Source organism: Azospirillum brasilense (assembly GCF_001315015.1).
Classification (GTDB): Bacteria; Pseudomonadota; Alphaproteobacteria; order Azospirillales; family Azospirillaceae; genus Azospirillum; species Azospirillum brasilense.
The window spans coordinates 2645802-2658790 of sequence record NZ_CP012914.1 but is presented as its reverse complement, the minus strand read 5'-3'; the positions used below and the strand labels follow the sequence as shown (position 1 = coordinate 2658790).

The window sequence follows — 12989 nt, the reverse complement described above, 5'->3', positions numbered from 1 at the left end:
GGCCGATTTGTCGGTGCTGTTTTGCCACTCTGGCGTTTGCGCGCCAAGCGGCCATATTCTCCGCCTATGGATCAATGCGCAAAACAGCACGCCATCCGGGCCGTGAACCTGACCAAACGCTACGGCACCGCCCGGTCCGGCGAGGTCACCGCGGTGGACGGCATCTCCTTCACCGTCGCGGCGGGGTCGGTCACCGGGCTTCTCGGCGGCAACGGGGCCGGCAAGACGACGACCATCTCCATGCTGCTCGGGCTGCTGCTGCCGACCTCCGGCACGGTGGAGGTGCTGGGGGTGGACATGGTGCGCCACCGCCACGCGGCGCTGCCCCGCATGAACTTCTCGTCGCCCTATGTGGAGCTGCCGCACCGGCTGACCGTGCGGGAGAACCTGACCGTCTACGGCCATCTCTACGGGCTGAGGGGAGTGAAGCGGCGGGTCGAGGAGCTGGCCGAGCATCTGGAGCTGACCCGTTTCCTCGAACGTCCCTCCGGCGGGCTGTCGGCCGGGCAGAAGACGCGGGTGGCGCTGGCCAAGGCGCTGCTCAACCGGCCGGAGCTTCTGCTGCTGGACGAGCCGACCGCCTCGCTCGACCCCGACACGGCGGACTGGATCCGCACCTATCTGGAGCGCTACCGCCTGGAGTCGGGGGCCACCATCCTGCTCGCCTCCCACAACATGCTGGAGGTGGAGCGGATGTGCGACGACGTGCTGATGATGCGCCAGGGGCGGATCGTCGACCGCGGGTCGCCGGCGGGGCTGCTGGCCCGCTATGGCCGGACCTCGCTGGAGGACGTGTTCCTCGACATCGCCCGCGACCGCGCCGGCGCGGAGAATGTCAGCCGGGAGGCCGCCGATGCTGCCGAGTGACGCCGCTGCGATGGTTCACCCGAATCCGGCCTTCTCGCTGCGCCGGGTCGGGGCGATGGTGCTGCGCTACTGGTATCTGCTGCGCGGCTCCTGGCCGCGCTTTCTGGAGCTGGCCTACTGGCCGACCATGCAGATGATCCTGTGGGGCTACATCAACCAGTTCATGGCCTCCTCCAGCGCCTGGGTGGCGCAGGGGGCGGGGGTGCTGGTCAGCGCCGTGCTGCTGTGGGACGTGCTGTTCCGCGGGCAGCTCGGCGTGTCGGTCTCCTTCCTGGAGGAGATGTGGTCGCGCAACCTGGGCCATCTCTTCGTCAGCCCGCTGCGCCCCGGCGAATGGGTGGCGGCGCTGTTCGGGATGAGCCTGATCCGCACGATCATCGGCGTCGTCCCGGCGGCGCTGCTGGCGATCCCGCTGTTCGGCTATTCGCTGTTCGACCTGGGGCTGCCGCTGGCCGGCTTCTTCGCCAACCTGATCGTCTTCGGCTGGTCGCTGGGGCTGGTCATCGTGGCGCTGATCCTGCGCTACGGCATGGGCGCGGAAGGGCTGGCCTGGATCGTCGTCTTCATGCTGGCCCCGGTCAGCGCCGTCTACTACCCGGTCAGCGTCCTGCCGGGCTGGCTGCAATGGGTCGCCCTGTCGCTGCCCTCCGCCCACGTCTTCGAAGGGATGCGCGCCATCCTGTTCGACGGCACGATGCGCTGGGACCATCTGGCTTGGGCGGTGGGGCTGAACGCGCTGTTCATGGGGCTGTGCACGGCGGCTTTCCTTTATTCCTTCCATCAGGCGCGGGTGCGCGGGGCGCTGCTGCAGACCGGGGAATGACAAAAAGCGCTGGCCCTCGCCAGCACCGGCCCGCCGTGCTAGCGTCCCGGCCTCTTCGGACCGACAGCCAGAGCCCCGCCATGACTCCCGTTTCCCCCGCCGCCCCGGTCACCCTCGCCGAGATCGCCGCCGCCCTGGGCGCGGTGCTGGAGGGCGACGGCACCCTGCAAATCTCCCGCGCCGTCCACCCGTCGGAGGCCGAGGGGCCGGAGGATCTGGCGCTCGCCATGGATAAGGGCCTGACGGAGCTGCTGACCAACGGCAAGGCCGTCGCCGCCGTGATTGCGGAGGGGGCGGAGGTGCCGGCCAACCTGAAGGGCTGGATCGTCGTGAAGCGCCCGCGCTTCGCCATGGCCGGCCTGACCACGGTCTTTGAGAAGCCGGTCCACGCCGAGCCGGGGGTTCACCCCACCGCCTTCGTGGCGCCGGAGGCCATCCTGGGCGCGGGCGTGTCGGTTGGTCCCTTCGCCTATGTCGGGCCGAGGGCGGTGCTGGGCGAGGGCGTGATCGTCATGCCGCACGTCACGGTCGGGGCGGAGGCGCTGATCGGCAAGGACTGCCTGCTGCACCCCGGCGCCCGCATCGGCGAGCGGGTGGTGATGGGCGAGCGCTGCATCATCCACCCCAACGCCGCGGTCGGCAACGACGGCTTCAGCTTCGTGACGCCGGAGCCGGGCAGCGTGGAGTCGGCTAAGGCGACGGGCAAGGTGGTCGGCACCAACGTGCTGATCCACCGGGTGAACTCCATCGGCACGGTGATCCTCGGCGACGACGTGGAGGTTGGGGCGAACGCGACCATCGACCGCGGCACCATCACGGCGACCCGCATCGGCTCCGGCACCAAGATCGACAACCTCGTGCAGATCGGCCACAACGTGCAGATCGGCACCAACTGCATGCTGTGCGGCCATGTCGGCATCGCCGGCAGCACGACCATTGGCGACCGCGTGGTGCTGGCCGGCAAGGTTGGGGTGGCCGACCATGTGAAGATCGGCAACGACGCGGTGGTGGCGGCGAATTCCGGTGTGGGGACGGACATCCCGGCCAAGGCCGTCTACATGGGCTACCCGGCGGTACCGCGCGACCGCGCCTTCGACCAGTACAAGGGGCTGGCCCGGCTGAAGCGGATGCACGCGGACGTGACCGACCTGAAGAAGCGGGTCGGGGCGCTGGATGGCGGTGGGAAGCCGGCGGTCGAGGAGAAGTAAGGGAGCACTTGCCCCCACCCTGACCCTCCCCCGCTCTCGCAGGGGAGGGAAGAGGTTCGCGGGAGATGACTCCCTCCCCCGCGATAGCGGGGGAGGGAAGGGTGGGGGCAAACGCTGCCCCCTGTGATGCTCCTACTGGAACGCGATCTTCGCGTGATCGCCCGGCTTCGGCGGCTCGCCGGTGATCTTCGCCTTCACATAGCCGTAGGCGTAGACCATCGCGCTCGAAGGGCTGTCCCAATATTCCGCCTGATCGACGCTGACCTTCAACAGCGCGAGATCGGGGTCGTCCACCCCCTGCGGGAACCAGGTGGACAGGATGTCCCGCCACAGGAAGCGGATCTTGTCGCGGTCGCGCACCGTCTCCGCCACACCGGACACCGACACGTAATCCTGCTTGTCGGGGTCGGCGTAGGACAGGTTGACGCGCCAGTGCGTCTTCAGTTCATGGACCTTCGGCGAGTCGGCCCGGGTAAAGAACCACAAGGTTCCATCGTCGAATCCCGCGTGCGGCAGGGTGGCCATCGGGCGGGAGTGCAAAATGCCGTTCTCATCCAGCGTCGTCATCATGCAGATGCGGACGCCCTTGATCATGCCCCAGAGCTTCTCGGCGGCCTCGCGATCGTCAGCGCTTCTTGCCATGGTCTGACCCTCTATTGGTAGCCCAACGGAGTCCGGTCAACGCCCGCTGCCCGGAAAGGTTCCGAGCGCGTTCATGGCCGCGACCGACCAGAAGCCGTCCCCTTCGTTGGCGTAATGGTCGATCCGCGACAGCGAGAGCGGCGCCACCGCCAGCCGCAGCGCCGCCTGAGGCGTCAGGTCCAGGGCGAGCGCCAGCGCCGCGCGGATCGACCCGCCATGGATCACCGCCACGACGTCGCGCCCGGCGTAGAGGTCGGTCAGCCGGGCAACGGCGCCGGCCACCCGCTCCATCACCGCCGCGAAGCTCTCGCCGTCCGGCGGGGCCTCGGCCGCGGGATCGCTCCAGAAGCGGCGGGCCTCCTCGGGGTGCAGCTCCGCCACGGCGTCGTGGGAAAGCCCTTCCCAGCGGCCGAAATCCTGTTCGGCCAGAGCCCGCTCGACCAGCGCCATGTCGCTGCTGGGCAGCCGCAGCGCCGCGGCCGTCTGCCGGGTGCGGTGCAGATGCGAGGTCACCCAGACCGCCTGCGGGGGCAGCCGCGCCGCCAGCGCCGCCAGTGCGTCGGAATCGCCGGTGTCGGCGGCGGGATCGCTCCGTCCGTAGATCACGTTTCCCGGATTCGGGACGGGAGCGTGGCGGATGAGCCACCAGCGAGTGTTCTTCATGCAACAGTCGCGGCCAGGGTGAGCAGAACGGCGGCCTCCGCCACCTGCTGGGCGGCGCCAAACACGTCGCCGGTGTGGCCGCCGATCTGCCGCCGCGCCTGCCAAGCCACCGCCGCGACCGCCAGGATCGCCGCCAGAATCGCGGCGGGCGCCAGCCCCTTCAGCGCCGTCACGGCCACGGCCAGCGCCAAGGCGAGCGACAGGGCCAACGTGCCGGGGGACGGGCGTCCCTGCCGGGCGGCGAGGCCGTCGGCACGGGCCGGGGCCATGAATCGGGCGATCACCGCCATGCCGCCGCGCGACAGGGCGCCCGCGGCGAGCAGGGCCGGGATGACGATGCGCGGCTCGGCCAGCGCCGCCAGCGCCGAAGCGCGGACGCCGACCGAAAAGACGATGGCGAGCACGCCGTAGCTGCCGACCCGGCTGTCCCGCATGATCTCCAGCTTGCGGGCCTTGTCGCGCCCGCCGCCGAAGCCGTCGGCGACGTCCGCCGCCCCGTCCTCGTGCAGGGCGCCGGTCAGCCAGACCATGGCGCCCAGCGCCAGCAGCGCCGCCGGCAGCGGCGGCAGATGGGCCAGCGCCGCCAGTCCGTAGACGGCGCCGCCGCACAGCCCGACCCCGGCGCCGACCAGCGGGAACCAGCCCATGGCGCGGGCGTGGGCGTCCCCGGCCAGCGGGCCGGACAGGCGCAGCGGCAGACGCGTCAGGAAGACGACGGCCAGCGCCAGATCGGCGATCCAGTTGGAGACGGGCGGGGCGGGGGAATCTGCGGACATGGCGCTTCGGAGTACGGCAACCCCAGGCCCGCCGCAACGGATAACAGCCCAACAACGGATGACAGACCGGACGAGAGGCGCTTTGACAGCGGATCGGGAATGGTCCAAGGTCGCGCCGCTTTTTCCACTGTTTACCCTTCACCGCATCCTCTGCCGTCAGCGCCAGGACCCTTCGCCATGAGCAACACGCAGCCCGCCATCACCTTCGAGGAAATCCGCGCGCTGGTGCGCAACCTGCCGGGGCCGGACCTCGACGCCGGCACGGCGGCCCTCCAGCGCGAACGGCAGCTCACCAAGCCGGCGGGCGCGCTCGGCCGGTTGGAGGAGATCGCCCAGTGGATGGCGACGTGGCAGGGCCAGCACCCGGCGGAGGTGCGCCGCCCGCGCGTCGCCGTCTTCGCCGGCAACCACGGCGTCGCCGCCCGCGGCGTCTCGGCCTACCCGGCGGCGGTGACCGCCCAGATGGTCCAGAACTTCCAGAACGGCGGCGCCGCCGTGAACCAGCTCTGCGAGGTGGCCGACGCCGACCTGCGCGTCTACGAGCTGGACCTGGAGACCCCCACCGCCGACTTCACCGAGAAGCCGGCGATGGGCGAGGAGGACTGCTGCCAAGCCATGGCCTACGGCATGATGGCCGTGGAGACGGGCGTCCAGCTTCTGGCGCTCGGCGAGATGGGCATCGGCAACTCCACCGCGGCGGCGGCGCTCTGCCACGCGCTGTTCGGCGGCGAGGCCAAGGACTGGACGGGCCGCGGCACCGGCGTGGACGACGAGGGGCTGGCCCGCAAGGTCGCCGCCGTCGAGGCCGGTCTGGCCGCCAACCCGCAGGCCAAGGACGACCCGTTCGAGGCGCTGCGCTGCTTCGGCGGCTATGAGCTGGCGGCCATCGCCGGCGCCATCCTGGCCGCCCGCATGGCGCGGGTGCCGGTGCTGCTCGACGGCTACGCCTGCACGGCGGCGGCGGCGGTGCTGTTCAAGGCCGACCGCCGGGCGCTCGACCATTGCATGGTCGCCCACCGCTCGGTCGAACCGGGCCACGACCATCTGCTGGCCGCCATCGGCAAGGAGCCGCTGCTCGATCTGGGGATGCGTCTGGGCGAGGGCTCGGGCGCGGCGCTGGCGATCAACATCGTGAAGTCGGCCTGCGCCTGCCACGCCGGCATGGCGACCTTCGCCGACGCGGGCGTCAGCACCCGCGGGGTGTGAGGCGGGCAAGCGTTCTTGCCCCCTCCCCGGCCCTCCCCCGCTTGCGCGGGAGAGGGGGCTTGATCCCTTCCACCGCGAAGCGGGGGAGGGTTAGGGAGGGGGCAAGCGCCGCTACAAGAGCCCGTCGGCGAAATCGGTGATGAGCGCCGACAGGAACAGGTCCAGCAGCACCAGGACCGCCGCCGCGACGCCGGAGATGTCCAGCGCCGTGCGCATGACGAACCACTGGTAGGTCAGCATCGCCAGCATGATGCCGAACACCAGCCCTTCTGAGATCGGGCCGGGCAGAATCCCCGTGGCGGCCAGGATCACCACCGGCAGATAGATGCCCATCTGCACGACCGACGACCAGTTGTAGGCGCACAGGAAATCGATGTAGCGGTTCTGCCGGTCGAGCAGCCCGCTCACCCCGTGCATGACCACGGGGAAGGCCGTCCAGCTGATGACGTAGGCGATGGCCTCGACCACCACGAGCTGGAACAGCGGCGTGTCCGGCACTTGGCCCCACAGCCGGATCGCCAGCAGCAGCGTCCAGGCCGGGGCGACGATCACCGCGGCGTAGAAGGACTTCCACGCCCCTTCGGGGGTGCGGTCCAGATGCTGCAATCCGGTGGGGTCGAACCGGGCCAGACGATAGGCGCCGAAGACGGAGGTGGCGACGTCCCGGGCGGTCAGCGGCATGTTGCGGTCACCGGAGGGTGGTGGGAACGGGCGGAGGAAGCCTTACGTCAACCGATCCGGTCGAAGACGTTCCGCAAAACCTCGCCGTAAATGTCGGTCAGGCGGGTCAGGTCGTCCAGCGTGGTGTGCTCGTCCACCTTGTGCATCGTCTGCCCGACGAGGCCGAACTCGACCACCGGGCAGAAATTCTTGATGAAGCGGGCGTCCGACGTGCCGCCGGTCGTCGAGTATTCGGGACGGCGCCCGGTGACGCGCTCCGCGGCGTCCGCCACCAGCTCGGTCAGCGGGCCGGGCGGGGTGAGGAAACTGTCGCCCGACACAAAATGGTCCAGCTCGTAGGAGCCGCCCACCCCGTCGAGGCGCTCGCGCAGCCACGCCAGCAGCGTGTCGGCGGTGTGGAGGTCGTTGAAGCGGATGTTCAGCGTCGCCTTGCCCTGCGCCGGGATGACGTTGTGCGCCGGGTTGCCCACGTCGATGGTGGTCAGCTCCAGGTTCGACGGCTGGAAATGCGGGGTGCCGGCGTCCAGCGGCTCAGCCGTGATGGCGGCCAGCATGCGGGCCAGCCGGGGCAGCGGGTTGTCGGCCAGATGCGGGTAGGCCACATGCCCCTGCGCGCCGTGGACGGTCAGGAAGGCGGTCATGCTGCCGCGCCGCCCGATCTTGATCATGTCGCCCAGCGCCTTGGGGTTGGTCGGCTCCCCGACCACGCAGGCATCGAGTTTTTCACCCTTGGCCTGCATCCAGTCCAGCACCTTGCGGGTGCCGTTGATGGCGACCCCTTCCTCGTCCCCGGTGATCAGCAGGCTGATCGAGCCCTTGGGCGCGCCGCCTTCCTTAATGTGGCGGGCCGCGGCGGCGACGAAGGCGGCGATCGCCCCCTTCATGTCCACCGCACCCCGGCCGTAGAGGCGGCCGTTGTGGATCTCCGCGGCGAAGGGATCGATGGACCAACCCTTCAGCTCGCCGGGGGGCACCACGTCGGTGTGCCCGGCGAAGCAGAAGTTCGGCCCCTCCGTGCCCAGACGGGCGTAGAGGTTGTCCACCGGCGCCGTGCCCTCCTCCTCGAACCGCAGGCGGTGGCAGACGAAGCCCAGCGGCGCCAGCGCCGCCTCCAGAACGCCCAGAGCGCCGCCGTCCTCGGGCGTCACGCTGGGGCAGCGGATCAGGGCCTGCGCCACCGCGACGGGATCGCAGGGGTCGAAGGAGGGAGCGGCGGCGGCGGTGCTCATCGTGGCGTTTTCCCCGGCGTCAGTCGCGCAGCAGGTCGTTGATGGAGGTCTTGGCGCGGGTCTGCTCGTCCACGCGCTTCACGATCACGGCGCAATAGAGGCCCGGACCCGGCGTGCCGTCGGGCAGCGGCTTGCCCGGCAGGGTGCCCGGCACCACGACGGAGTAGGCCGGGACGCGGCCGACGAAGACCTCGCCGGTGTTGCGGTCGATGATCTTGGTCGAGGCGCTGATGAAGACGCCCATGGAGAGTACGGCGCCGCGCTCGACGATCACGCCCTCGACCACCTCGGAGCGGGCGCCGACGAAGCAATCGTCCTCGATGATGACCGGGTTGGCCTGGAGCGGCTCAAGCACGCCGCCGATGCCGACGCCGCCCGACAGGTGGACGTTCTTGCCGATCTGCGCGCAGGAACCGACGGTGACCCAGGTGTCCACCATGGTGCCGCTGTCGACATAGGCGCCGACGTTGACGAAGCTGGGCATCAGGATGACGTTCGGCGCGACGTAGGCGGAGCGGCGGACGACCGCACCCGGAACGGCGCGGAAGCCGGCGGCCTGGAACTGCGCCTCGGACCAGCCTTCGAACTTCGGCGGCACCTTGTCGTACCAGGAGGCGCCGCCCGGCGCGCCGGGGATCGTCTCGTTGGCGTTCAGGCGGAAGGACAGCAGGACCGCCTTCTTCAGCCACTGGTTCACGACCCAGCCGGCGTCCGTCTTCTGCGCGACGCGCAGGTCGCCGGAGTCGAGGCCGGACAGGGCCTCCTCCACGGCGTCGCGGACGGCGCCCTTGGTCGAAGCGTTCAGGGTGTCGCGGGTTTCCCACGCGGCGTTGACGGCGGATTCGAGGCTGGCGTGGCTCATGGCGGCATTCGCTGGGCTGTCTGTTCGAGGGTTCGGAACATGGGCCGGGCCGCGCCGCCTTGTCAACGTTGCCTTGTCAACGTTGCCTTGTCCTTAAAGGGTTTCCACTGGGTGGAGGAGGGGCCTTGCGGCCGCCGCTCAGCCCGCGATCTCCTCCAGCCAGGCTGGCAGGTCGTCCACGGTGTGGTCGATGTGGCTGCCGGTGCCGACTCCACCCTCGTCGGGGCGGGACCAGTCGGCCTCGCTGCGCACCCAGACCGTCGTCATGCCCAGGGCGTGGGCGGGGACGAGGTTGCGGGCGATGTCCTCCACCATGCAGGCGCGGGCGGGGTCGATGTCGTAGTGATCCACCAGGATGTCGTAGGGGCGCGGGTCGGGCTTGGGCACATAGCCGGCCTCGACGATGCCGAAGGTCGCCTCGAAGCAGCCGTCGATGCCCAGCTGCCGCGTCACGTTCTCGGCGTGGCGGACGGAGCCGTTGGTGTAGATGATCTTGCGCCCCGGCAGCCGGTTCAGCGCGTCCGCCATGCCGGGGCAGGGGGCCACCGGGCTGACGTCGATGTCGTGGACGTAATCCAGGAAGGGCACCGGATCGACGTCGTGCTCCACCATCAGGCCGCGCAGCGTCGTCCCGTGCTCCCGGAAGAAGCGCTTCTGCATGACGCGCGCCTCCTCGTAGGTGATGCCGAAATGCCCGGCGATGAAATCGCCGATGCGCCGGTCCACCTGGGCGAACAGGTTGCAGGAGGCGGGATAGAGGGTGTTGTCGAGGTCGAAGATCCAGACCCCGGTGTCGCGAAGGGAAGCCATCATGGCCTGAACAATGGGGGTTCGCCGGCCCGCCCGCAAGCCGCTTCGCCGCACGGCCCGATTCCGTTCGCGCGCGGTGGCGGGCTCAATGGGAGGTTGCGTATGGCAGCTACCCGGACCGCCTGAAGAAAGATTCAGGATGGTTGCGCATTTTTCCGGTATACTCCGCGCCGCGCAGTCTCAGGTTCGCACCGTGTCCGCAGACCCAACATCCGACGTTCCGCCGGTCAATCCGCCCGGCCCCCTTCCGACCTCCACGCTTCTGGCCGCCTTCCCCGGTCCGGCGATCCGGTTGGATTCCGCTCACGCGGTTGCCGCCGCGAACGCCGCCGCGGACGAGTTGCTGTCTGCCGGCGGGCGCTGGCTGGCGGACATCCAGGGCTGGCTGGCGACCTGCAGCGTGGCGCCGGGCCTGCGCTCCCTTCCGGTGGAGTTGCCGCGCGGCGTGATGATCGTCGAATGGGCGGCCACGCCGCTGCCCGATGGGGACATCCTGCTGCTCGGACGCGACGCCACGCTGGAGCGGCAGCTCCGCCAGACGCTGATCGAGTCGCGCCGCCGCTACAAGGATCTGGTCGAGGTTTCGAGCGATTTTGCCTGGGAAACAGGCAGCGACGGGCGATTCGTCTTCGTCACGCCCAAGGGCGCGCTGGGTTACACCCCCGATGCGTTGATTGGTCGCAACCCCAAGGATCTGGCGGTGACCGAGTGGGGCGACCTGCCGTTGCCGTTCGACAGCCGCCGTCCCGTCGATCAGGCGGAGTTGTGGCTGAAGCGGGTGGACGACCTGCCCGCCTGCTTCGTCGTGTCGGCGGTGCCGCTGTTCGGGCCGCAGGGTGACTGGGTTGGGGCGCGCGGCGTCTGCCGGGAAACGACGGAGCAGGTGCTGCGCTCCGCCGAGCTGGCGCGGGTGCGCAACCGCGAAAAGATGCTCGCCCACATCGTCCACACGCTGCGCGACCAGCTCGACGCCCAGCAGGCGCTGCGCGTCGCCGCGGTGGAGACCGCCCGCGCGCTGGGCGCCGACGGCTGCCGCATCTACCGCGCGACGGAAACGGGCACCCTGCGTCCCGCCGCCGATTTCGCCGCGGAGATCCCGGAGGAGTTGCTGTCCGACCTGTCGCGGCCGGTTCTGGAGGAGATCGCCGCCGGCGAGGACGCGCAGGAGCTGACCCTGGGGGCGAACCGGCTGCTGGCCGCCCGGACGGAGCACCGTCAGGCCGTCAACGGTGCGGTGGTGGTCTGGCGTGGTGACGATTCCGATCCCTGGGACGAGGAGGATCGGATGCTGCTGTCCGGCGTGGCCGACCACATCGGCATCGCCCACGCGCATCTGGCCTATCAGGAGCGGCTGCGCCGTCTGTCGGAGCGCGACGGGCTGACCGGCCTGTTCAACCGCCGCACTTTCTTCGAGCGGCTGGAGGAGGTGCTCGGCCGTTCGGACAGCGGGCCGTCCGCGCTGCTCTATGTGGACCTCGACAACTTCAAGGCGGTGAACGACCTGCACGGTCACCAGCAGGGCGATGCCGTGCTGATGGCCATCGGCGGGTTGCTGACCAACGGCGTCCGGCCCGGCGACCTGCCGGGGCGGTTGGGCGGCGACGAGTTCGTCCTGTGGCTGGGCCGCACCGACGAGGCGCAGGCGGTGGCGGTGGCCGAACGGCTGCTGGCCGGCATGGCCGCGCTGCGCCACCTCTCCGCCGGGCCGGACAAGCCGCTGGGGCTGTCCATCGGCATTGCCGTCCACCAGGTGGGAAGCGAGACCCTGCAGGAACTGACCGACCGCGCCGACTCGGCGATGTACGACGCCAAGAAGCGCGGGAAGGGCCATTACGCCGTCGCCCCGGTCCCCATGGACACCGCCGTGGCGGCGGAGGCGTCCCCATGACCGCCTGCGACGATCCCCAGCTTCTCGATCCCGCCGACTACGAGGCCGCCAAGCAGATGGCGCGCAGCGCCGACCCGGCGGTGCGCCGCCGCGTCGCCGCGTCGCCCGAGACCCGCCCGGAACTCCTCTACTTCCTGGCCGCCGACGCGGTGACGGAGGTCCGTCAGGCCATCGCCACCAACGCCGGAACGCCGCGGCAGGCCGACCTGATGCTGGCCAAGGACCGGGAGGTCGCGGTGCGCGGTGCCCTGGCCCAGAAGGTCGCCCGGCTGCTGCCCGACCTGTCCGCCGACCAGGCGTCGCAGATCGAGCGGTTGACGCTGGAGTGCCTGGAGGCGCTGGCCCGCGACCAAGCGACGGAGGTGCGCGGCATCCTGTCGGAAGCGCTGAAGGAGCTGCCCGGCGCGCCGCACGGCGTCATCAACACGCTGGCCCGCGATGTGGAACTGTCGGTCTGCGCCCCGGTCCTGCAATTCTCGCCGATCCTGACCGACGAGGATCTGTCGGACATCATCATGCGCGGGCCGGTGGCCGGCGCCCTCTCGGCCATCGCCGGACGCAAGCAGATCTCGGCTTCCGTCGCCGACGCCATCGCGCGGTCCGACGACGAGGCGGCGATGACCGCTCTGCTCGCCAACCCCTCGGCCCAGATCCGCGAGGAGACGCTGGACCGCATCCTCGATCAGGCGCCGCAGCACGAGCCCTGGCACGCCCCGCTGGTGCGCCGGCCGCGCCTGCCGGCCCGCGCCGTGGCGCGTCTGGCAAGCTTCGTCGCCGACAACCTGCTGAAGGTCCTGCGGGAGCGCACCGACCTCGACCCCGCCGCCGCCCGCGCCCTGGCCGAGGGCGTGCGGGCGCGCGTCAACCGCGGGGCCGGGGGCAACGGCGGTGGTGGAGCCGGCGTGGCCCGCGGCCTCGTCGATTTCGGGGAGGAGGAGCTTGGCCATCTGCCGGGCGACAAGGACAAGGCGGCCGAACGCCCGTCCGACAAGGCGGCCCGGCTGAACAAGGAAGGCAAGCTGACGGAGAAGCTGCTGGAAGGCGCGCTGGCGGAGGGCGACCGCGCCTTCGTCCTGGCCGGGCTGGGCGAACTGGCGCAGCTTCCCATGCCGATCATCGACCGCATCATCGGCACCCACGCCCCGCGCGCCGTCACCTCGCTGGTGTGGCGCTGCGGCCTGTCGATGCGCTTCGCCCGGCAGGTGCAATTGCGCATCGCCCAGATTCCGCCAAAAACCGCGCTTATGGCAAAGGAAGGCGTCCTTTACCCGATGTCCGACGACGAGATGCGCTGGCAGCTCGCCTTCTTCGGAGTTGAGGAGAAAGTCTGACGC

At 70.4% G+C, this 12989-nt stretch carries 13 protein-coding genes; 6 read left to right on the top strand and 7 right to left on the bottom strand.

Translation table 11 applies throughout. The features are described 5' to 3' along the window. Positions 1-66 precede the first annotated feature (66 nt). The 3 genes from AMK58_RS12340 to AMK58_RS12330 all read left to right on the top strand — a co-directional run bounded on the left by AMK58_RS12340 (position 67) and on the right by AMK58_RS12330 (position 2898). Entirely contained in the window at positions 67-867 is an 801-nt protein-coding gene (locus tag AMK58_RS12340; protein WP_035671192.1) for an ABC transporter ATP-binding protein, read from the top strand. Beyond that, positions 854-1690, top strand: a complete 837-nt coding sequence (locus AMK58_RS12335) for an ABC transporter permease (protein WP_051140081.1) — start codon at positions 854-856, stop codon at positions 1688-1690. Before AMK58_RS12340 ends, AMK58_RS12335 begins: the two co-directional genes overlap by 14 nt. A gap of 80 nt (positions 1691-1770) precedes the next feature. Further along, positions 1771-2898 (top strand): UDP-3-O-(3-hydroxymyristoyl)glucosamine N-acyltransferase, encoded by a 1128-nt coding sequence (locus tag AMK58_RS12330; protein WP_035671195.1) that lies wholly within the window; start codon positions 1771-1773, stop codon positions 2896-2898. 132 nt (positions 2899-3030) lie between these two features. Here AMK58_RS12330 and AMK58_RS12325 read toward each other — a convergent pair whose 3' ends face one another. The 3 genes from AMK58_RS12325 to cobS are packed head-to-tail and all read right to left on the bottom strand — an operon-like array spanning position 3031 to position 4979. After that, positions 3031-3540: a pyridoxamine 5'-phosphate oxidase family protein gene (locus AMK58_RS12325; protein WP_014239309.1), complete on the bottom strand. Its 510-nt coding sequence runs from the start codon at positions 3538-3540 to the stop codon at positions 3031-3033. Between the two features lie 36 nt (positions 3541-3576). After that, complete coding sequence (locus AMK58_RS12320) at positions 3577-4203, bottom strand: histidine phosphatase family protein (RefSeq protein ID WP_035671199.1); 627 nt, start codon at positions 4201-4203, stop codon at positions 3577-3579. Beyond that, a complete protein-coding gene (cobS, locus tag AMK58_RS12315; protein WP_059398939.1) occupies positions 4200-4979 on the bottom strand; it encodes an adenosylcobinamide-GDP ribazoletransferase in 780 nt (259 codons plus the stop codon). The genes AMK58_RS12320 and cobS overlap by 4 nt, the downstream gene beginning before the upstream one ends. A gap of 177 nt (positions 4980-5156) precedes the next feature. Between cobS and cobT the strand changes: the two genes are divergently transcribed. Beyond that, entirely contained in the window at positions 5157-6185 is a 1029-nt protein-coding gene (gene cobT, locus AMK58_RS12310; RefSeq protein ID WP_059398938.1) for a nicotinate-nucleotide--dimethylbenzimidazole phosphoribosyltransferase, read from the top strand. Positions 6186-6296: 111 nt separating this feature from the next. On the opposite strand, the gene AMK58_RS12305 is transcribed toward cobT, so the two are convergent. From AMK58_RS12305 to AMK58_RS12290, 4 genes are all read right to left on the bottom strand, one after another. Continuing rightward, positions 6297-6866 (bottom strand): hypothetical protein, encoded by a 570-nt coding sequence (locus AMK58_RS12305; RefSeq protein WP_035671212.1) that lies wholly within the window; start codon positions 6864-6866, stop codon positions 6297-6299. A gap of 47 nt (positions 6867-6913) precedes the next feature. Beyond that, positions 6914-8095, bottom strand: coding sequence for a succinyl-diaminopimelate desuccinylase (dapE, locus tag AMK58_RS12300; RefSeq protein ID WP_035671215.1), 1182 nt, complete (start codon positions 8093-8095; stop codon positions 6914-6916). Between the two features lie 19 nt (positions 8096-8114). Then, positions 8115-8957, bottom strand: a complete 843-nt coding sequence (gene dapD, locus AMK58_RS12295; protein ID WP_035671218.1) for a 2,3,4,5-tetrahydropyridine-2,6-dicarboxylate N-succinyltransferase — start codon at positions 8955-8957, stop codon at positions 8115-8117. Between the two features lie 138 nt (positions 8958-9095). After that, positions 9096-9767, bottom strand: a complete 672-nt coding sequence (locus AMK58_RS12290; protein ID WP_035671264.1) for a pyrimidine 5'-nucleotidase — start codon at positions 9765-9767, stop codon at positions 9096-9098. A 193-nt stretch (positions 9768-9960) separates the two neighbouring features. On the opposite strand from AMK58_RS12290, the gene AMK58_RS12285 reads away from it, so the two are divergent. Next, positions 9961-11655 (top strand): sensor domain-containing diguanylate cyclase, encoded by a 1695-nt coding sequence (locus AMK58_RS12285; RefSeq protein WP_035671267.1) that lies wholly within the window; start codon positions 9961-9963, stop codon positions 11653-11655. Next, complete coding sequence (locus tag AMK58_RS12280; protein WP_059398937.1) at positions 11652-12986, top strand: DUF2336 domain-containing protein; 1335 nt, start codon at positions 11652-11654, stop codon at positions 12984-12986. The genes AMK58_RS12285 and AMK58_RS12280 overlap by 4 nt, the downstream gene beginning before the upstream one ends. The last annotated feature ends 3 nt before the right edge of the window (positions 12987-12989 follow it).